The organism is Shewanella abyssi, assembly GCF_023284025.1.
Taxonomy (GTDB): Bacteria; Pseudomonadota; Gammaproteobacteria; order Enterobacterales; family Shewanellaceae; genus Shewanella; species Shewanella abyssi.
On record NZ_JAKIKR010000002.1, the window covers coordinates 156,062 to 177,194 of the forward strand.

General features: G+C 47.2%; 20 protein-coding genes and 1 pseudogene. 20 read left to right on the forward strand and 1 reads right to left on the reverse strand.

Translation table 11 applies throughout. The features are described from left to right. From L2755_RS02215 to L2755_RS02245, 7 genes are all read left to right on the forward strand, one after another. Positions 1 to 267 (forward strand): hypothetical protein, encoded by a 267-nt coding sequence (locus tag L2755_RS02215; RefSeq protein ID WP_248979120.1) that lies wholly within the window; start codon positions 1 to 3, stop codon positions 265 to 267. Then, positions 260 to 841 carry a DUF3486 family protein gene (locus L2755_RS02220; protein ID WP_248979121.1) on the forward strand — a complete coding sequence of 194 codons (582 nt, stop codon included), beginning with the start codon at positions 260 to 262 and terminating at the stop codon, positions 839 to 841. Before L2755_RS02215 ends, L2755_RS02220 begins: the two co-directional genes overlap by 8 nt. Further along, the gene (locus tag L2755_RS02225; protein ID WP_248979122.1) at positions 841 to 2,451 is read left to right on the forward strand and encodes a hypothetical protein; all 1,611 of its coding nucleotides are present in this window, start codon (positions 841 to 843) and stop codon (positions 2,449 to 2,451) included. The genes L2755_RS02220 and L2755_RS02225 overlap by 1 nt, the downstream gene beginning before the upstream one ends. Next, entirely contained in the window at positions 2,451 to 4,124 is a 1,674-nt protein-coding gene (locus tag L2755_RS02230) for a DUF935 domain-containing protein (RefSeq protein ID WP_248979123.1), read from the forward strand. The genes L2755_RS02225 and L2755_RS02230 overlap by 1 nt, the downstream gene beginning before the upstream one ends. Positions 4,125 to 4,126: 2 nt before the next feature. Next, a complete protein-coding gene (locus tag L2755_RS02235) occupies positions 4,127 to 5,575 on the forward strand; it encodes a phage minor head protein (protein ID WP_248979124.1) in 1,449 nt (482 codons plus the stop codon). After that, entirely contained in the window at positions 5,572 to 5,862 is a 291-nt protein-coding gene (locus tag L2755_RS02240) for a hypothetical protein (RefSeq protein ID WP_248979125.1), read from the forward strand. Before L2755_RS02235 ends, L2755_RS02240 begins: the two co-directional genes overlap by 4 nt. A gap of 68 nt (positions 5,863 to 5,930) precedes the next feature. Further along, entirely contained in the window at positions 5,931 to 6,401 is a 471-nt protein-coding gene (locus tag L2755_RS02245) for a phage virion morphogenesis protein (protein WP_248979126.1), read from the forward strand. On the opposite strand, the gene L2755_RS02250 is transcribed toward L2755_RS02245, so the two are convergent. Beyond that, positions 6,398 to 7,270 carry a hypothetical protein gene (locus L2755_RS02250; RefSeq protein ID WP_248979127.1) on the reverse strand — a complete coding sequence of 291 codons (873 nt, stop codon included), beginning with the start codon at positions 7,268 to 7,270 and terminating at the stop codon, positions 6,398 to 6,400. The two genes, L2755_RS02245 and L2755_RS02250, sit on opposite strands and share 4 nt — an antisense overlap. Positions 7,271 to 7,491: 221 nt before the next feature. Here L2755_RS02250 and L2755_RS02255 point away from each other — a divergent pair, with 221 nt between their 5' ends. The 13 genes and pseudogenes from L2755_RS02255 to L2755_RS02315 all read left to right on the forward strand — a co-directional run. Further along, positions 7,492 to 7,686 (forward strand): hypothetical protein, encoded by a 195-nt coding sequence (locus L2755_RS02255; RefSeq protein WP_248979128.1) that lies wholly within the window; start codon positions 7,492 to 7,494, stop codon positions 7,684 to 7,686. A gap of 17 nt (positions 7,687 to 7,703) precedes the next feature. Then, positions 7,704 to 8,468 carry a hypothetical protein gene (locus tag L2755_RS02260; RefSeq protein ID WP_248979129.1) on the forward strand — a complete coding sequence of 255 codons (765 nt, stop codon included), beginning with the start codon at positions 7,704 to 7,706 and terminating at the stop codon, positions 8,466 to 8,468. Between the two features lie 75 nt (positions 8,469 to 8,543). Beyond that, positions 8,544 to 9,449 carry a hypothetical protein gene (locus tag L2755_RS02265; RefSeq protein WP_248979130.1) on the forward strand — a complete coding sequence of 302 codons (906 nt, stop codon included), beginning with the start codon at positions 8,544 to 8,546 and terminating at the stop codon, positions 9,447 to 9,449. A gap of 79 nt (positions 9,450 to 9,528) precedes the next feature. Continuing rightward, positions 9,529 to 10,749 (forward strand): phage protease, encoded by a 1,221-nt coding sequence (locus L2755_RS02270; protein WP_248979131.1) that lies wholly within the window; start codon positions 9,529 to 9,531, stop codon positions 10,747 to 10,749. Continuing rightward, complete coding sequence (locus tag L2755_RS02275) at positions 10,749 to 11,675, forward strand: Mu-like prophage major head subunit gpT family protein (protein ID WP_248979132.1); 927 nt, start codon at positions 10,749 to 10,751, stop codon at positions 11,673 to 11,675. Before L2755_RS02270 ends, L2755_RS02275 begins: the two co-directional genes overlap by 1 nt. A gap of 80 nt (positions 11,676 to 11,755) precedes the next feature. Next, the gene (locus tag L2755_RS02280; protein ID WP_248979133.1) at positions 11,756 to 12,157 is read left to right on the forward strand and encodes an HI1506-related protein; all 402 of its coding nucleotides are present in this window, start codon (positions 11,756 to 11,758) and stop codon (positions 12,155 to 12,157) included. A gap of 2 nt (positions 12,158 to 12,159) precedes the next feature. Next, on the forward strand, positions 12,160 to 12,600 hold the full coding sequence (locus L2755_RS02285) for a gp436 family protein (protein ID WP_248979134.1): 441 nt from the start codon (positions 12,160 to 12,162) through the stop codon (positions 12,598 to 12,600). Beyond that, positions 12,600 to 13,055, forward strand: a complete 456-nt coding sequence (locus L2755_RS02290) for a phage tail terminator protein (protein WP_248979135.1) — start codon at positions 12,600 to 12,602, stop codon at positions 13,053 to 13,055. The genes L2755_RS02285 and L2755_RS02290 overlap by 1 nt, the downstream gene beginning before the upstream one ends. 10 nt (positions 13,056 to 13,065) lie before the next feature. Beyond that, positions 13,066 to 13,821 (forward strand): phage tail tube protein, encoded by a 756-nt coding sequence (locus tag L2755_RS02295; RefSeq protein WP_248979136.1) that lies wholly within the window; start codon positions 13,066 to 13,068, stop codon positions 13,819 to 13,821. 150 nt (positions 13,822 to 13,971) lie between these two features. Continuing rightward, positions 13,972 to 17,658 (forward strand): tape measure protein, encoded by a 3,687-nt coding sequence (locus L2755_RS02300; protein ID WP_248979137.1) that lies wholly within the window; start codon positions 13,972 to 13,974, stop codon positions 17,656 to 17,658. Further along, positions 17,655 to 18,020 carry a hypothetical protein gene (locus L2755_RS02305; RefSeq protein ID WP_248979138.1) on the forward strand — a complete coding sequence of 122 codons (366 nt, stop codon included), beginning with the start codon at positions 17,655 to 17,657 and terminating at the stop codon, positions 18,018 to 18,020. The genes L2755_RS02300 and L2755_RS02305 overlap by 4 nt, the downstream gene beginning before the upstream one ends. Positions 18,021 to 18,031: 11 nt before the next feature. After that, entirely contained in the window at positions 18,032 to 20,512 is a 2,481-nt protein-coding gene (locus L2755_RS02310) for a hypothetical protein (RefSeq protein ID WP_248979139.1), read from the forward strand. A 51-nt stretch (positions 20,513 to 20,563) separates the two neighbouring features. Then, positions 20,564 to 21,133, forward strand: a pseudogene (locus L2755_RS02315) (hypothetical protein); the annotation flags it as partial.

Consider the following 21,133-nt stretch of genomic DNA (forward strand, 5'->3'; position numbering starts at 1 on the left):
ATGGTGCTAAAACCCTTAACATCATCACAGAAGAAAGTGATTTATCACACAGCATTGGCGCTGGTTGTTGCAGACATGGAAGAACAAGTCATTAAACCCATGACTCTTAAAGAGGGTAAGCCCTTTGAAAAGGGAGATTTTAGCAAAATCTATTTTAAAAAAGTGCCGCAAGTAGCTCAAGCTCAACGAGCCTTGAAAAAGGCAATTGAGCAGGCTCAAAAAGATATTGCTGCATCAATGAAGCGTAAAGGGGATCAGGATGACTGACTCCAATAAAGCCGATACTCCAACCCGTGGCCGCCGCTCTAAAGTCGACCTGCTGCCCGATGATATTCGTAAAACATTAGATAGCGGCCTGCGCGACGGTTCTATCACTCAAACAGAGCTGCTCGACGAGATAAACCAACTCATTAAAACCGCAGGTTTGCCGGAAGATCAACAGCTGTCACGGGCGGGGTTAAACCGTTACGCCACCAAAATGGAGGCCGTCGGTAAAAGCTTGCGAGAAATGCGCGAAATAACCCAAGTATGGACCGCAGAACTAGGCGATAAACCTACTGGGGAAGTCACCAAACTGATATTAGAAATGGCCCGTTCACAGCTGTTTAAAGCGCTATTAAACGAAGATGGTGAAACGGCAGATGTAGGCATGATTAAAGACGCTATGCTAGCGGTGCAACGGCTAGAGTCGGCTGCCATGGCGAGCCATAAACGTGAAAAAGAGATCCGTAAACTGTTTGCCGAAGAAGCCGCCAATACCGCCGAAAAGGTAGCTAAATCGGCAGGGCTAACAGCCGATGCAGTAAGCCTGCTCAAGAAAGAAATCTTGGGGATCGTCTAATGCTAACGAGTGGATCAGCTAATCCCCCATTTGAGCCAGCTTTTGACCCAGAGTATGAAGCCAGTTGCCTGCGTATTTATGATCCCAAAGAGGTGTTACTCGGGTATCAAAAACGCTGGATAGCGGATGAGTCACAGCTCAAGCTGGCAGAAAAGTCACGCCGTACCGGCTTAACCTGGGCCGAAGCCGCTGATGCCTCATTAACTGCTGGAGCGGCTCGTGGTCAAGGCGGTACTAACCATTTTTATGTTGGCTCAAACAAGGAAATGGCGCGCGAGTTTATCGATGCTGCCGCCATGTGGGCCAAGGTATTTGATAAAGCGGCGGGTGACATACAAGAAGAGATCTTTATTGATGATGGCCAAGACGGCAAAGAGATCTTAACCTTTGCCATCTACTTTGCCTCGGGCTTTAAAATCCAAGCACTATCAAGCAATCCATCAAACCTGCGTGGTATGCAGGGTAACGTCACCATAGATGAAGCCGCCTTTCATGACCGTTTAGCCGAAGTACTCAAAGCGGCATTAGCGTTGACCATGTGGGGCGCAAAGGTGCGTTTAATCTCCACTCACAATGGTATCGACAACCTATTTAACGAGCTGATTAATGATTCCCGTGCAGGTAAAAAAGATTACAGCATCCACCGTATAAGCCTCGATGACGCCTGCGATGAGGGCTTATACCAACGGATCTGCCAGGTGCGTGGCATTGAATGGAGTCAAGGCTCACAAGAGCAATGGAAAGCTGCCTTACTTAAAGCCACTGCCACCGAAGAGGATGCACTCGAAGAGTATGGCTGTGTGCCTAAGTCTGGCGGTGGTGCCTACCTTAACCGCGCCTTGATAGAAGCACGCATGGCCAGCATAGGTGAAAGCGGTCCCGTTATTCGCCTGGCCAAAAAAGATGATTTTGGTCAGTGGCCAGAAAACCTACGCGCAGCAGAAATACTGCAGTGGTGTGATGATCAACTAAAGCCAATACTCGACGCCTTAGATCCCGCGCGTAGCCATGTGTTTGGCGAGGATTTTGCCCGCAGTGGTGACTTAACCGTGATCGATGTTGGCGAGATAGCCCAAGACCTACACATCAAAGTAAAGCTGCAGGTAGAGCTAAAAAACATACCCTTTCGCCAGCAAGAGCAGATCTTGTTTTACATCGTCGACCGCTTGCCCCGTTTACGCGGTGGCGGTATGGATGCACGCGGTAATGGCCAAGCCTTAGCTGAATACGCTCAGGATAAATATGGCACCGAGGTGATTGAGTGCGTCATGTTGTCAGAACCGTTTTATCGTGAGCAGATGCCGCGCTTTAAAAGTCATTTTGAAGACGGCTTGATCACCATTCCACGGGACGATGACACCAGTACCGACTTGCGCGCGCTGGCCATTAATCGCCGAGGTACTCCATGCCTAGGTGATGTGCGCACAGGCCAAGACAAAGAACGCCACGGTGACGCGGCCATCAGTTTGTTTCTGATGGTTTACGCTGCCACGCTAGACGGTGCCCCCATCGAATTCACCCCCATTCCGAAAAGTGATCATCACAACCCTAATGCCCGTGCTAATGGCGATGCCGATGATCACTCTCAATCACAGCGAGGTTGCTGGTAATGCAACAAAAGAAATCCGTAATACTAGATGCCAGTGGTCGCCCCTTTAAGCAGCGTGATGCCAAGGCATTACAAACCGATGATGTGCGTATTACTGGCCTGCATCGCACCTTTAGCCAGCATCCTTCAAGCGGCTTAACGCCTGCCAGTGCTGCCGAAATACTGCAAGCCGCAGAGCAGGGCGATATGATTGCTCAGTGCGAACTGGCCGAAGATATTGAGGAGAAAGACGGCCACCTATACGCCGAACTCGACAAGCGCAAACGTGCGCTAATAGGCGTGGACTATTACTTAACCCCACCACGAAACCCCAGCGCACAAGAGAAAGCCGACACCGAGTACTTGCAAGAGATGCTCGAAGAGGGCAACTGGATAAAGAGCCTAATCAAGTCGATGGCAGACGCCATCCTTAAAGGCTTTAGCATGCACGAACTTGCCTGGACCCGTGAGCTAGGCGAGTGGTTTGTCGAAGTACCAGAGTATCGTGATCCCGCCTGGTTTATGACGCATCCAGAAAACCGCAACGAACTACGTCTACGCGATGCCAGCCATCAAGGAGCAGAGCTGTGGCCCTTTGGTTGGATTAAGCATACTCACCTGGCTAAATCGGGTTACCTCAGCCGTGGCGGCTTAGTGCGTCAATTGGTATGGCCATTCATCTTTAAAAACTACAGCGTGCGCGATTTAGCCGAGTTCCTTGAGATCTACGGTTTACCGCTGCGCATTGGCCAGTACCCAAGCGGAGCTAACGACGATGAAAAGCGCGCTTTGCTGCAGGCGGTAATGAGCATTGGCCATAACGCGGGTGGCATTATGCCTAAAGGTATGGTGATGGATTTCCATAGCGCCGCCCAGGGCCAAGCCGATCCGTTTGAACTGATGATGAGCTGGGCAGAAAAAACCATGAGCAAGGTGATATTAGGTGGCACACTCACCAGCCAGGCCGATGGTAAAAGCTCGACCAATGCGCTTGGCAATGTACATAACGAGGTTCGCCAGGAGTTGCGCGATTCAGACTTAGCACAACTGGCCGAAACCTTAACCCGTGATCTCGTTGCGCCCTTGTATGCGCTCAATTGTAAGAGTTACCAAAGCCCAAGGCGTCATCCTCGCTTGGTGTTCGATATCAGCGATCCTGAAGATTTAACTGAACTCGCCGAACCGCTAAAGGTACTGGTGAGCATGGGAATGCAAGTGCCACAGCAATGGCTGCACGATAAAACCCGTATACCTAAGCCTGTGAATGGCGAAGCGATACTGCTGCTCGAAGGCCAAACGGCCACACCGGCTATCAGCCCAGCAGCTAAGTCAGTTAAAGACGGTCAAAACGCGGCACTATCTGCTAATCAACATTCAGCTAAGCAACATACGCTAGCCGCCTTAACAGCCGCCAAAATTAATCGCTTAACCAAAGATGCAGAGCAACAGCAGCTCACGGATTCCGAAGCAGAGCTTAAACAAATGCACAACCAACTGGCCGACAATATGGCACCAGTGCTAGTCAGCTTTACTGAGCAAATTGCAACGCTAGTCGCTAATGCAGAGTCATTGGAGGAGTTACAGCAGGCATTAACAGAACTCGACCTATCGGTAGATGAAGCCAGTGAGATCATGCAAACAGCCTTTGCCGCTGCCGACCTCGCTGGGCAGTATGATGTCAGTGAGGGGCGCTAATAATGGCGACCAAGGCTAGCTATGGCTCGCTGACGTTTGCTGAGCAAATTGTATTCTTTCGAGATAAGTTAAATCTACCTAGTGAACGCTGGAATGACATTTGGCGCAGTGCTCACAACACCAGCTTTGCGGTGGCAGGGGCAATGAAAGCCGACCTGCTTAATGATTTTCGTCAAGCACTCGATGGTGCAATCAGCGACGGAAAATCGCTTACCTGGTTTAAAAGTGAGTTTAAGCACATAGCCGCTAAACATGGCTGGCAACATACAGGCGGCGCAGATTGGCGCGCAAGGATCATTTACAACACCAATATGCGCCAAAGCTACAATGCAGGCCGCTTTGAACAGTTACAGAAATTTGATTATTGGCGTTACGCCCATGGCGACAGCCAAACACCCAGAGCGTTACATCTAAAATGGCATAACACCATATTAGCTAGAGATGATCCCTGGTGGCAGAGGCATTTTCCTAGTAACGGTTGGGGCTGTAAGTGCCGTGTATATGGCGTCAGTAAAAACGAATTTAAGCGACGTGGTTTAAGCCTAAGCCAGCGGCCTAACGACGGCATGCGTGATTGGCTAGACAAAACCACCGGAGAGGTGCATCAAGTACCCAAAGGCATCGATGCGGGCTTTGACTATCAACCTAAACGCGAAGTGATTAGTGCTAAGCGCAAGCAGCAAGTTGAAGCTAAAGCCGAAGCGAATAAAGGGGCCAAAGGGCCAGAGCGTATTGTTCCGGACTCATTTAGTACGGTTAAAGGGGTCACTAACGCCAGTTTAAACCAGGCATTAAACGCAATTAAACAAACCTCAAGTGCAGAGCAAATAGAGTTACTGGGTAAGTTTATGCAGCAATATAAGATTAAGTCGCTGTTTTTAAAGCAAGCAGAGATGGGAGTAAGTAACGCTGGCGCAAAAGCTATCGAAAAATCAGTAGCTGAGTATTTGCAAAATGATAAGTTTCGAGCTGCTCAATTTAGAACTAGGCAACTCTACACCACCCAGGGCTATCGGCGCGCCTGGGGTTTTACCTCATCCTCATACGATAACGTTAATGTAAAAGTGGGCGGTACTATTCGCTTAGATAAAGTCGTGGTTAATGAACTGCGCCAAGGGGTAAAGCTCGCCGCCATGTTTAATGCTGATCAAAAAATGGTATTTTCAATGTCAGCATTAATTCGCACCCAGAGTGTTAGCGCTCATCACGGTGGCACTTTAGTCACTTGGTTACACGAGGTTGGGCATCAGCTACACTTTAAAGCAGGTAGCCCGCCCAAGCCGATGGCAAAGCATTTAACCCGTTACAGCAACAGTAACCACTATGAATGGCATGCTGAGCACTTCACCGCTTGGGTGCTTAATCGCAATGCACTGGCTGAGTTTAGCCCTGAAATCGCAGAATACTTTGATAAGCTAATAGTGGGCGTACTCGCTAAGGAACCAAAATGACAACAGCAATGGATAAAGATCTTGCCGCCATGCTAGCCAAAGCAAAATCCTCTACAGAGTTTAATCAGCCAATGCCACTGGTCGATAAAGCCTTGCTGATCGTCAATGACGCAAGCTTGAGCTACAAGGATAAAGTTTCGCAAATCGAAGCATTAGTGCAGCAAGCACAAATTGAAGCAAAAGTTGAAGCAAAAGCCGAAAAGGCCACTCATCAATTAGCCGCGTTCGCCGAAGTGTGGGAGAGCCTTCACGCTTTAACACCACTCGATGAAATGACAGACCGTTAGTTAATGACCCACTTAATGAATAGTTAAAATGAATAGTCAAAAGACAAGCAGTTATAGGGGAGTCATTCATGGCAGGCAGTAGTATCAAAATCACCACCCAAGGTGATAGGGCCATCAGTGAGGTGTTGCAGCAGCTGCTAGAGCAAAGCCAAGACTTAACCCCCGCGTTAAATGATATAGGTGAATATCTGTTAGTAACTCATCAGCAACGCTTTATCGACCAACAAACACCAGACGGCACCCCCTGGGAGCCATTAAGCCCCACCACGCATGCCCGTAAACGGCGCGGCGACCGCATATTGACCGAAGAGGGTAACCTTGCTAATAACCTGCATTATCAAATTACAGGTAGCCTCTCCGGCGCTAGCCTGGAGTTTGGCAGTAATGAAGTCTACGCTGCTATGCATCAGTTTGGCGGCACTACTAGCTCACGGAGCATGATGCCAAATCAAGATATCCCCGCGAGGGAGTTTTTGGGGCTGGCGGGTGAAGATGAAAAGCAGATTTTACAGATACTATCAGCTTTTCTAGTCGACTAATTCAACTCGCTTTGATGTAGTATTCCATTGATTAAACGAAGTTGAACGGCAATAGGGTCCGTCCAGAATACATCTTGAAAAGGTTGCAACATTTTCTTTGCTTGCTCTACATAGATAGTCGCAAGCTCTGGGCTGTTGGATAACTCATGATATTTGAGAATAAGATTAGAAAATTGTATTAAGGTGATTTCAAGCTCTCTGAATTGACAAGCAGTATCATACCTTTTTGATTCGTGATAGGAGTCTCTAAGGCGGTCTTTTAAGTTTTCTAACTTATGTGCTGACCAGTCACCATTTTCATATAGGAGATTATTTATTGTGAGCTTTTTTAGATAGGATGAAGTTGGTCTTACACTTTGCGGAATTTTTGTTAGAACCTTTAATATTGACTCATTAATGAATTGGCTTGATCTCAGGTGATTTTGATACTGAATTCTTAAGTCTGTCATAATCCGCATTACTTCATTTAATTGTGCTTCCTTTTGAAGATGTGTAACTTGATCTTCCATTGCCTGCCTACTAAGTGCAGTCTCATCTTTAGTTTCTGCCAATTCTTGACGAGTCAACGCTAACTCTTTGCGAGATAGTGATAGCTCTTCCATCTGCATTTTCAGTGACCAAATAAGCAATCCAACTGTAGCAAAACCTAAAACAGGGTTAAGTACACCTCCAAGAAAGTCACCAAAAGCACCAAAGTCTGCCTGATTACCCCAGCCATTATTGAAATTCATAAAGTACAAACCGTTCAAGCAGGCGGCGACTAAAGCTAAAAGCAAGATGAGCCATTTAAACGAGATATCCTTGCTTTTATCTTCACCAGCATCGTTCTGTACTGCAGCTTGAGCTTGGGTTGGGGGATTGGTTGTCATGCGCCTTCCATGGGTAAAAATTTATGTAAGTGATTCTACGATGCCACCAATCGTTAATCAAAGTTTAAAGCGCCTCAGAAGCGTTTATAGCAAATTAAACATGAATGCTTCGCCGCTGTGCTTCTTGAAAGAGATTGCTAGCTTAAACAGAGGTTTAAACGGGTTTTAAACTGGGTTATGCTCTTTGAACAAGGTTATTCGCATACATATAAGGAAATATTATGCCTGGAGGCGGTGGTGGTGAAGTCGATAGTGACAATAATGAGGAGCTCAATAGTAACCTCGTTGGAAATGTTCAAACTGCAACAATATCTGTAGATAGTAATAGCGCCAGTGAAGTGTCAATTGAACAGGCTGCATTGTTTTCAATTCCAGTCGTGTTGCTAGTACTTTGTTATCTTAAGCTCAAAAAATAGTTCATCAAGGGTACAAAATGACTAAACAACAAAAAACATTTGCACTTTTACAGTCATCATCTGTTCAGTTAAAAATACCTCTTTCAGGAGTTATGGCCGCAGCGGTTACTGGCAAAACGATCAATATTTCAAATGGTCTTAATGCGCTCTTAAGTGAATGTTTGCCTCCTAAAAAAGTTAAAACATCTTTAACGATTCTTGGGCATGAGTTAGATGTGAAGTTAGATGAGCATGTTTTATTGAGGCTCAATGAAGTAATGGAAAACCCAGCATTCGAGTCTGAAGACTTTGAAAATGCATTCTATGAATTATTGCGGTATGCGCTGCCTTATGAAGAACGGCCACCCTCTATAAAGCAAATAAAGTATGCAGGCGCGATAGCAACAATGTTGGATGTTGACCTTCCAAGTGAATTGTCTGGGAGCACAGAAGCTTGCTCGGATTTTATTGATAAATACCAGGATGAGTTTAAGACTACAAATTCACGAATCAAAGCTATGTCACGTCATGTTCGAAAGTTGGCTAAACAAGGCTATGCAGATTTTCTGTATCGAAATGAACATTCATTTGTCGACATTTGCTCAGTATTTGACGTTGTTAAAGAATCAACAGTAATTAAGTATATTAGTGAATACAGAGAGTGGGCCGAAGAGTTTAAACTCTATAAACATGAATCTCAATTGCAGTATATGGACTCAATTTTATATGTGATAGAAGCAGAATATCCAGAGTTTACCGATTTTGTCGAAACGATGGAATCTGAAAAAGAGTACATTGATTGAACATGTTGTTGAGTACTTTGTTGAGCAGGGCATACTCTGCCAGTTGTTTAGTAAAACATGATTTTAGGATTAAATATGCCAAGATGGCGTGAGACATTTGATATAAAAAGACCTTTATATAAGAACGCTTGGTTTTGGGTAGCGATATTGTTTCCTCCCATTTTGGCTGGAACTTTGGCTCTCGGGATTTCTTACTCCAACAATCTATACTTGCTAAGCTATTCACTAGAGCTGGGAGCCCTTGAGACCTTTTATAACTATCAAAAAATTCCGATTGCTGTTGCTGCTTTAATCTTTCCTTTTTCTGCCCTTGTGATCGCTCATCATCGTTCAGCGTTGACTTTAGAGCAAATAAAAAAGACCGAAGAACAGAAAACTTTTGCTAACTACTTAAAGCACAAAGAAGAGTTCTTTAAGTGTTTAGATAACATCGAAACCAAATCAAAAATTAGTTTTAAAAAAAGAAATGAGTTATATAAAATTTTGTTTCCGTATAACTCATTCAACACTTTAGCGCTGACCTCTCAAGGGAGAGAGGGTTTTGCCTCAATACTAGTTAGCGTAGCTAGCAGCTGTAATAGTGTTTTATCGAGGTATAACAGTATTTTTTCATTGAATGATGTAGCTTTTCGCAATTGCCTACCAGAAAATTACAATGAAAGTACAAGCTCTTTATTTGACTTTTATTATGATATTTTGTGTGCTATTGAACCGCTAGAGATCGATATAGTAAAACCTTCAAACGAGAAGGATTGGATTTATATTGGTGATCATGCAAAAATTTTATATTGGATTAAATGGGTTCCAATTGAAGCTACGCAGCCATTACTGATTCAAGTTGTCATCAACGATATTATTGATGAATTAGCGTTATTTTGTATGGTTACTATAGAAGAACTTAATTACATTAATGGTCCCGCGGAGAAGGCTGCCTATCGGATGCTTGAAGCATTACGAACAAAGAAAAACCTTAAAAAGTAACCCCGAAACCTTTCCAATCCGCTAGGTTGAACACCTAAGCCAGAATAGGCACTCCAATGTTATTGAGAGTGCCTTTTTTATGCCTGCAACATCCATCGCTTTTGGCTTTGCCGCCTTAAGCAGCCAACTTAACGCTAACACTGATGTGGCCTTCACTGTGGCAGAAGATGGTTATATTCAGGCGTTGCCTGATGGCCTGTTTGCCTCGGTAGATGGTCGACCTGCAGATGTAGTTGCAGGCAAGTGGTTGATGGATGAAACAGCATTTACCGCCTTGCAGGCAAATACCCCGCACCAATCCGGTGATCTGGTTATTGACTACGAACACCAAACCCTCAACAAAGAGAAGAACGGCCAACCCGCACCCGCTGCAGGTTGGTTCAGCATCGATGATGTGCAATATCGCCAAGGTGAAGGTTTATTTATAAAGCCGCGATTTACCGATAACGCCATCGCCTACCTTAGCGCCAAAGAATACAAGTATTTCAGCTTGGTATTTGGCTACGACACGAATACGGGTCGCCCTCAATTTATCCACTCAGCAGCGCTGACAAATCGCCCTGGCGTTGATGGCATGTTGCCGTTAGCGACTCTTAGCGCGCAGCTCGAAGCTGCGCAGTTTTTTAGACAAGGCTCAGGGCTGTTAACAAAGCACACTCAATCTAACAGCGATCATGCTAATCAAACCGAAAACCAACTGGAGGAACTCCATGTGAACCCATTACTGAAAAAGTTACTGGCAGGACTAGGTATCGAAGTCGCATCCGATACCGATGCACTAACTGCCGAGCAAGAAACCGCAGCGTTAACGGCGCTTGATGAAATCAGTACCGCAGCTGCCAGCGTTGATGGTTTGAATCAGCGGCTTGTTGCGCTTTCTGCTAGTGCTACCAATGCTCATAGCAACGCAGGCGGTCAAGTGAACCTGAGCGAGTATGTGCCAGTGGCCACTGTTAATGCCTTACGCGACGAGTTAGCACAGCTTAGTGCGCAAAATGGTCAACTCACCATTGACCAAGCGGTGAAAGATGCCGTCGAAGAAGGCCGAGTTTTGACCTGTGAGCAAGACTATTTGCTGGCACTGGGTAAGCAGCAAGGGTTGGCGGCTTTAACTGCACACCTTGATGGCCGTAAACCGATTAATGCACTAACCACCACCCAAACCACCACGGTGCCCAAGCCTGAAAAGAAAGACAACCTTGCCGCCTTGTCGGCAGATGAGAAAACCCTCGCCGATGCTTGGGGCATGTCCCATGCAGATTATGCCAAAGCAAAGGCTGCTGATAAGGAGCAAAACTAATGGCTGCAATTAATGCCCCCGTACTGCAAGCACTGCGCACTATGGTGCGAAGCGAGTTTCAAAATGCGTTAGTCAATGTTGAACCTCAGTACATGAAGGTCGCCAGCGTGGTGCCCAGTAATACCAAGAGCAACACCTATGGCTGGCTCGGTTCTATGCCGTCTTTTCGAGAATGGCTTGGCGATCGTGTCATTAACTCAATTAAAGAGCATGGCTACTCAATCACTAACCGCACCTTTGAAAATACCATCGGTATTAGCCGCGATGATGTTGAAGACGACACCGTGGGCACTTACAAGCCGATGGTGCAGATGTTGGCCCAAGAGGGGCAAGAGTTTCCCGATGATTTAGTGTTCCAGCTGCTAGGCGCAGGCTTTACCACAGCGTGTTATGACGGGCAGAACTTCTTTGATACTGACCACCCAATAAACGCCAAACATGATGGCACGGGGGCCGATGCCTCAGTCACTAACATGGTCGATGAAACGGGTAGTGGTTATAACGGCGAGCCGTGGTTTCTACTCGATACCAGTCGACCTCTAAAACCACTTATCTTCCAGGAGCGTCGCAAGCTGGACTTAAACACCTTGTTTAACCCAACCGATCCAGCGGTATGGACCTCGAACGAATTTCAATTCGGTGCCGATATGCGCTGCGAAGCGGGCTTTGGTTTCTGGCAGATGGCATTTGCTAACAAGCGCGAGCTGAACGCCAGCAACCTCTGGGATGCTTACAAGAAGATGACCGCCTTTAGTCGTGATGGCGGTAAGAAACTCAAAATTCGTCCTAACTTGCTGGTGGTGCCTGCATCACTCGAAGATCTAGCGCTTAAGTTAATGACTCGTGAGCGCATCGATGAGGGCGGCACCACTGTGGATAACGAGCTTAAGGGCAAGTTTGAAATTTTAGTTGTGCCTCAGTTATAAGCCCTGGTTTAACGGCATTGGTTTAACGGCATTGGGTGCATGGATGTGCCCATCTCAACTTACCTAGGAGTAATAATGAAATGGCTAAATCTGTATCAACAACTCAAGTCCTGCTGGTGGTCTGTATGGCGCACTCTGGCTACCGCCGTGCGGGTGTGGCGCTTACTAAAGGTGACAACCCTCTACCGCTGGCCGATTTGTCGGATCAACAAATTGCAGCGTTTAAGGCTGACAAACGTTTACGGGTATCACAGGCTGATGTGGCACCAACGACGGGGAGTGTGGAGCTTTCAGACGGTGTTAAGGCATTAAGTTTTGCTGAAGCGATTGCCAAGTTAGACAGTAATAACCGTGATCACTTTACAGCAGGCGGTAAACCCCAATGTGCGGCGCTTGAAGCGCTAATGGCCAAAGCAATCACCGCCAGTGAGCGCGACACGCTATGGAGTGAATACCAGGCTAACAAAGAGAGTGGTGAATAACCATGGCTCAAGTGATGTATGCCAGCACCGACAACATGCTTAGCCGCTTTGGCGAGCAAGATCTTATCTTGTTGACCGAACGCGTCGACAGCGTGCCAGGTGAAATTAATCTCGCTTTGTTATCACAAGCGCTCATCGATGCCAGCGCCGAGATTGATGGCTACATTGTTGGCCGCTATACCTTGCCATTAGTGACGGTGCCGACCGTGCTTGAGCGTAACTGCTGCGATATTGGCCGTTACTTTTTGTATGGCGACCGTGCGCCCGAGCAGGTCGAAAAGCGCTATCAAGCGGTGGTGAAGTTCTTAACCTCGGTCAGCAAGGGCGATATTAGTTTAGGGCTGGATGGTAGCGGGGAAAGTGTTGAGCAAAGTGAGTTAACCGTGATGATTGAAAGCGCGGGCAGCGTGTTTGGCCGCCGTTCATCTAAGGGGTTTATCTGATGTTTGATATTAAAGATGACTACTTAGTGGCGGGGGATGCGTTAACTGAACTATTAACCCCGTTACTCGCCAATAAGACCTTAAAAAAGGTCTATCAGGCAAATGAGTTAAGTGATGTTGATGAGCGCAGTCAGATCACCCCCGCAGCCCACTTATTGTATGTGGGTGACGCCTTACCCGATACAGCCCAAGGCGGCACCACAACCCAGATAAAACAAACCTGGCTGGTAGTGCTGGCATGCCGATTATCAATACATGAGCGTAGTGCGGGTGAATTGCTAACCCAGTCTTTACGGGCTATAGCAGGCAAAACTATTGCAGTGAACGGCCAAACGCTCGGCCCGTTTTTACGCACCAATAGCCCAATCAAACCGCGTTTCAGTAAGAGCCATGGTTACTACCCGTTAGCGTTTACTGTGCAGTTACGTTTTAACCCCAACCTATTAGCGAATTGAGGAAATATTTATGAGTGGCTTATTAGTAGCAGGCAACTTCTTTGTTGACCGATTAAATGCCCAAGGGCAATCAACAGGGATCATTGGTCCCATTAACACCACCAAATTGGCAGTAAAAACCGACGCTGATGAAAAAGTCCGTGCTAGTAAAAAGAAAGCCAACTATGGCCAGGCACTAAGCGTGGTGAAAATCGCTAAGCCTGTAGAAGTTGAATGGATGTTCGACGACCAACCAGCAGAGCTTATCGCCATGGCGTTGCTCGGTGACACCCAAGTGATTAACGAAGGCAGCGGCACCTTAACCGATGAAGCCTTAACACTACCGACGGATCAACGTTGGGCGCAGTTACCTAAATCTAACTTTGCCGTTGTCGGTTTTGCAGTGAAAAAAGATGCCGCTACTTTGGTGTTGGGCACTGATTTTGAGGTCAACTATGCCCTTGGCCTAGTGCGAGCGGTAAAAGGTGGCGCGGTTGAAGCGGGTGGCGATGTGCTAGTCACAGGTCAACACAATGCCATTAGCGGCACCTTAGTTAAGGGCGGCATTAATGCCCAGGTGCGAGCGCGGATCTTCGGCGAAGGCACCAACTTAGAGACGGGTAAACCTATCAAGCTCGATATCTTCGATGCCAGCTTGTCACCAACGGCGGCATTGGACCTTGCCGCCAGTGAGTTTGTCAGTGCCACGTTAGCGGGTAAGGCTCAATTAGTGACAGGCAAAGACCATCCATTTGAGTATGCCGAGTTAGACGCGCCCACTGCTTAATTCTGCAGTTTTAAACGGACTTTTTTAACAGGCTTAGCTAAAGGGCAGTGATTAATCATCTTGCCCTTTAGCATCACTTTAAACTGCGTTTAAAGCCTATTTAATACTTATTTATTACCAACCTAATACCCATAACATAACGAGTAAGCAATGGCCGATAAAACCTTAGAGTTAGCGCTGCGCATCGTGGCCGAGTCCACAGGCAAGCAAGACATTCAAGCCTTGGTTGATGAGTTAACACGCGTCGGCCAAGAGTCTGATGTGGCTAACCCTAAAGCGGCAGCGCTGGCCAGTGAACTCGATGGCCTCGCCAACCAACAAGATCTGATTAATAGCTTTAAAAAGTCGCGCAATGAGTTAGAACAGCAAGAGCTTGCGCTGACCGCTGTGGCGCTTGGCCTACAAGACTTAAAACAGCGTGCCAGTGAGACTGATGCCCCTTTTGTAGAGCTTGCGCGCTCAATAGACACTGCCGAAAAAGAGCTTGAGCAGATGCAATCTGAGCTAGCTAAGCAAACGGCTAGCCACACCAAGCTGCAAAATGCGCTGTCTAAATCAGGCGTTGATTACAACAACCTCACCACGGCTCAACGAAAGTTGGGTGCGCAGCTCGATGGCTCTGGCCGTAAGGTCGACAAGTTTGCCAGCCAGCTCGCCCGTGGTGATGCACAGGCAAAAAACAATGCTGCATCACTGCGCGGCGTGGTTGGCCAAGTCACGGCCTTAGCGGGGGCATATTTTGGCTTAGACCGCGTGGCTCAAGCGGTTAAAGATGTGTTTGCCACCGGCGATCAGTTTGAGCGCTTAGGCGTACAGATGCAGGCGGTGATGGGCAGCTTTGAATCGGGCAAACAAGCCACCGCCTGGGTAAAGCAGTTTGCGACTGATGTGCCGTTGCAGCTGAGTGAAGTCAACAAAGCGTTTGTTAAGGCCAAAGCGTTTGGTCTCGATCCCATGAACGGCTCGATGAAAGCGATTGTAGACCAGGCGTTTAAACTCGGCGGCGGCTTTCAGGAGGTTGAGGGGATCACCTTAGCCTTGGGTCAAGCCTGGGCAAAACAAAAGTTACAAGGTGAAGAGATCTTGCAGCTCATCGAGCGCGGCGTACCCGTGTGGGACATGCTCGCCAAGGTGACGGGCAAAAACACTCAAGAGCTGCAAAAGATGAGTGAGCAAGGCAAGTTGGGTCGCGATGTGATCCAAGCGCTAATCGACGAGATGGGCCGTGCCAGTGATGGTAGCGCCGCCGCGCAAATGGCACTACTCAGTGGCCAAGTGTCTAACCTGAAAGACAACATGAGTAACTTCTATGACTTGATTGCGCGCTCTGGCGCACTCGATTGGCTCAAAGGTCAAATAGGCGATCTCAATAGTGAGTTTGCCGCCATGGCCGCCGATGGTCGACTCAAAGAGTGGGCACAAAAAATCAGTGACACTATTGTCAGCATTGGCTCAGCAGTAAAAGATGGCGCTGAAACCTTATATCACTACCGTGATGAAATCGGTTTTGTGGCCAAAGCTTGGCTGGCCTTAAAAGTGGGTAGCTACTTTAGCCATGTGGTAACAGGCGCTAATGCGGCGATTGGTGCATTAAAGCTTTATAGCGGAGCCATAGCGGGTACTGCTGGGGCGTCACAAACCGCTACCTTGGCCGCAGGAAAACTCAAAGTGGCGCTGGCAGCTGCCGCCCGAGCGGGTCTGTATTTAGCACTCATTGCTGAACTGATCCAGCTCGCCACCGTTTACCAAGACTTACTACTTGCCGAAGAAGCCTTAGCAAAGTCAAAACGTGAAGCGGCTAACAGCGCTAAGCAACTTGAAGCCGCCTTGCTGGATTTAAGTGAGCAAACGGGCATCGCCTTCACCACCATGGCCGAGTTTAACCAGGCAGTTGAGGATGGCCTATTAACTTACGATGATGCTAGCGGTAAATGGAAAAATGCCGCCAGAGCTTTGGAGCAAGTCACCCAAGCGGCGGTTGAAGTGGTTGAGCCGATGCGGTTAACCATTAATGAAGCGCTACGCCTCACGCTGACCTTAAGTGAGCAGACTAAATCACTGGATGGTGTAAAAGGCGGTATGGGCGGCTTTATCCGCCAAATCGATGCGGCCATTGCACCACTGCAGGCAGCAGGCGATGAGTACGCTGCGCACGTTAAATTACTCACTGAACTGCGTGATAAGTTCGAGCAACAGCAAGTCTATTTAGACGCCACAGCAAAAGGCACTGATGCGCTAAAGCTGGCTTATAAAGAGCTGGGGCTCACCAGCAGTCAGGCTCTGCAAGAGACTAGCGCTAAAGCCGAAGTCGCCTTTAATCTGATTAAAAACTTTCGTGAACCGATTGAGCAGCAAAAGGATGCCTTTATTGCCTGGGCAACGGCAGCCGTTGATGCTGCTGAGGCGACAGGGTCTGTGGTGCCTGAAACATTAAAGGCTGAGGCCGCAATGTTAGGGATGTCTAAAGAGCTTGATATCCTGATTGCCAAACAATATGGCTACCAAGACAGTGTTAAAGCCCTATCACCTGAACAAGCCAAACTATCAAAAGAATTAAAGACGACTGAGACGCGGCTTAAACAATGTCGAGATGTGATGAACAGCTCGACGGCATCGAGCAAAGAGAAGGCAAAAGCACAAAAGGATCTTGCTCAACTCCAAGGGCAACTTAGTGAGCAGACTAAACAGCTCACCGAAGTACAAGCGTTAGAGTCGGCCAATTATATTCAACTGAAAGCCAAGTATGAGGCAGTATCGAAAGAGTTACTGCGTTTGGATGATGCTTACAAGAATGGTGCGTTAACGGCTGAAGAGTATTTAAAGCAGAAAGAGCGCATCATCGAAGTCTTACGTATTCTGCAACGCCTATTGGGCGGGTTGGAGGATGGTGAGCAAGAGATAGATGTTCAGGTAAAAAAGACCAATAAAACACTTGCAGAGCAAAAAGAAGAACTCGAAGCGTTGGAAAAGGCCACTGGCCGCGCCACAGAGTATGTGAACCTGTATGCAGACGCCTATCAGCACCTTAACAAACAGTTTGATTTCGCTGCTGATTCCACAGAAAAGCTTAGAGAGCGGCAAGATCAGTTAACCACGATGATCGCGCGCAATATGCAGGTAAGTACTGGATTTTGGCAGGTACTTGCTGAGATGAACAACCAAGCCTTTGTTCGTGAAAATCAGATTATTAGCGAAACCTTGGCGATCCGTAGCTGGACTGATGAACTTGAAAGCTCAAGCATTACTCTTGCACGGGTCAATGAGATCAGTCGTTATGCTACTGCGCAAATTCGCGAATTGGGCGATGAAGAACTTAAACCATTACAAACGGCCATTGATGCCACCCGTAATCGTATCTTAGATCTGCGTGACGATATTAACGGTACCGTTAATAGCCTTAAGGATGAGCTAGATCAGCTTAATAATAATCAAACTGCTATCGAGAAACGCCGCTATGAGCAGCAACAGGCAGAGCTACAAGCCCAGCTTGATGCGGCAAAAACAGCCGAGGATAAAACTGCCATCACCAGTGTCCAAGAAGCGCTGCGCCTGAGTAAAGACATTTATCAAACCAAGCTTAAGCAGATAGATGCCGAGGCCGCCGAACGTCGCCAGCAAGAGCAATCAACCAGCAGCGATACCAGCACAGCTAAAGCAGTCGTACCGACCCCTACCGTCAGCACACGTAATACCGTAACCACAGTGAGCACGACCCGCGTTGAGACAGTGCGCCTTGAATTGGTGATGCCATCGGGAAATGTGATGAAAGCTGATCTGCTTGATGAGTTTAAGCAGCTGCTATTTAGCGAGTTAGAACAGATAAAGGCCACCTCATGATCACTTTCGACACCATTGAACTGCCTCATTTTGTTTGGCTAAACCGCTTTGGTTATTCCTCTTTTGTGAGTCGCCGTGAATTTGCATTAGATGGTTCGCAGCATGTTGAAGTGGCGAGTAAGCAAGCGGCGCGGCCCGTGGTGTTATACAGCGATGCTGAATCTCTGAGCCTATTTAAAATGCTAGAGGCTCATGCTAATACAGCAGGTGCTAGCAGCTTTAATCTCGACATTAATGGCACTGCATTAAGCGTTATGTGGGACTACAGCGAGCAGGCTATAAGTGGCACGCCAACAATTAACTATAGCGATGAAGCACCTGAGCAAATAGATGCTATTACCCTGAAATTAATCACTGTTTAAAGAGTATTTAAATGACAATTACCCGTAACGATTTAAAAGTGTTTAAGCCCGAACTGCTTGGTTCAAGCGATGAGGCTGGCGGCTTACGCACTAAAAATGCGATTGAATCAGGCAAGCTCAATGAACTGTTTAGCGCAATCTCTGATATTGACCATGCACAATCGGCTATCGATATCGCCAAGTGTTATCCGGCGCTCGATACTAACAACACCAGCACCTTGCTTGATGGCCATATCTTTATTAGCGAGCCGCCAACTGATCCGCTGGTGTCGTTAATGTTGGTTGAATCTGACTTGCTAACAGACGCCGATAGAATGACTGACATGAAAGAGATCATTGAGTCAGGCGTGACCAGTGGTCGATTAATTCGTGATGGTGGACCGGGTTTTTTGCTTAATCAAAATTCGTTCTCAGCCGACTATTTGCAATCAAGCACCTTGTTTAATGGCCGTGAATATTGGAAAACCACCACATTAAGCCCCGGTACTGTTATCGCGATCAGTGTTGAATATTCAGGTAATGAAGTGGGTGAATGGCCACGTAAAACGCATTTTTGCAAAGTGGTGTCAGCAACAGCCAGCACAGCCAGTCACTCGGGAGGCGTTCGCTTTGAGCCTGCTATCCCTTTTGTCACCCCAGATCCAAACCAAGGCGTGAACGGTGAAAGTCGCTGTACTAAATTGCGCTTTGTTAATGCTGTTTCACCGTTGGTATTTCACGGTGTAGCAAGACTAACGGCAGCGGCCTCGGCTAAAAGCGTGGCGGTTGATAGCACGAAAGCGTCACTGTTACCCGCTATCACAACCGAAGTCCCTAAGCCGGGTAATACCATCACAGGCGGTAGTGAAGATGGCGGTGATCTTACAGCCAGCCAAGTGTTTGATAAAACGCTAACCCAACCGAGTATCGAGGGCACTTTTAGTTACGTATTTACCACCCCTGATGTATTAGATGATCCTGATGACTTTATCGCTATTTCATTACTGCCTACAGGGAGCTTTAGAAGTTCGAATCAAGTGCAATCCGTCACCATCGGCGTGGGGAACATTACAGTCACGCTTACTTCATTTGCTCATACGCACATTAACGACAATATCACTCTGCGTTACAAATCATCTTACCGTTACGGGATTTACCAAAGCAGTGCAGCGTTCCCCGGTGATAAACAATTAACGGTTGGTACCATTAAAGGCGCGGTGGTGTTCGATGACAGTAACTATCCAAGCCAAGAGGTGTTTGAGCGCGCAGGTGAGACTACAGGCAAGCTATACGATGGCGTTGAGCTGTTAGCCACAGTCGATTACATCACAGGTGATATCACTAAGCACAATGTTAGCCGTGGCACGTTCACGCTGACTTATGCGGGGTTAGTTGAGTCTAGTAGCGTAGTGGCCGCAGGTGACACCACAGTATCATTTCAACTTTCAGCAAACGAACCCAAGTTAAACACCTTCTATCTGCAAGTTGAGCGCATATCAGATAGGGCCATTGTTAGCGCGAGTGCCGATAGCAACGGCGTAGTGACTGGCGCAGGTATTAGCGGCACCATCACCAACGGCTTAGTTGAGCTGCTTTTTACTAACGCTGTGGACTTAACGACCTTGCGCTATGACATTACCGAGCAATATCGCCAGTTACCGCCTGCCGAAATTTATGGTTTAAATCCGCTGCGTATCCCCAATGAGGGCATTGTTGATATTTTCCGGCAATGGGGAACGGTTGCGCTGCAGCATACTCAATACCAACCCATTTCAGCCCCTGCAGTAGGGCAAAGCAAAAACATTCGTGCAGGGGCGCGTTTTACTGATATTACCGATGCCAATGGCGCTAGCCTTTGGACGCCAACCGATGAACATTTCACGGTAAACAAAGAGGCGGGCATTGTAACGTTAAACAGTGACTTTAGCGGTTTTACCGCGCCATTTGTCCTCAGCGATACCATTGGCGAATTGGCCTTGGTCGCCGTGGTTAACGATGCTGAATTACTGCTTTCAAACGAGTTAACTCAAGAGTACCCAATCAACTCGACCGTGGCCAGCGTGCAGATTTTAGGCGACTTGCAAGCCCGAGTTGGTCCCGTTCGCGATATGACCGCCTGGTCTAACAATTGGGCGTTAGACGGCGCACCCGCAACGGGAAGTCTCAACAGCGTCGATTTTCCAATTGAAGTCAGCAATGACACCGCCGTCAACGAAGAGTGGGTATTGCTGTTCACCTCAGAAAGTGCGTTTAGATGCATTGGTCAACGTATTGGACAGATAGCCACAGGCGACACCATAAATGACTTTGCCCCGATTAACCCACTGACTAACAGCCCGTTCTTTATCATTCGCGCTGCTGCATTTGGGGGCGGCTGGAGTGCAGGCGAAGCGCTGCGGTTTGAAACGATTGCCTCAGCTCAGCCGGTAATGGCATTAAGAACGGTGCAAGCAGGCCATAGCCAAGTTACCACCGATAAAGCGGTACTTTCGTTCCGTGGAAATGAATCATAGAAACATTTAATAGTCAGTCTAATTTAGTTAATTAAAATAAGGATTTTAAACATGGGATTACCAGCCAGAATTTATCGTTGGGATGATGAGGGGGCTCCTACAGTGGTAAGGGATACCCGGATGTCCGATATTATCAGTCTTTTAAAAAAATGTTTGATTGAAGGTTATGGTGAAAAAGAGGGGTTAGGCTGGTCACTAGCTTTTGATGATCCAGCCAACTTGAAAGTTGCATTTAGAAATTCAACCGAAGATGGTAGCGGTGGGTATTTTCAGCTTAACTCAAATAACAATGCAAACAGTGGCGAGATGATCGTTAGGGGGGGCATGGATATGACAGCGTTTGATACTTTTAATAAAGCCACCCCTTATTATGGCCTTAGATTTGCTACTTTTACGTCGAAGTGGTACCTAGTCGGAACTAGCCGAGGTTTTTATCTACACATTATAGATGATAGTGCTACTCATCCGGTGTTAAAAGATAAATACGTCCAAAACGCTATGTTTTTTGCTGGTGACATAGACTCATTCACCCCAAATGATCCTGGTGGCTTTATAGTAACAAGAGGGGCTACTTCAACCAGTTCAGTGACCTCATCTTACGCCTACGATACATTGTCGTAT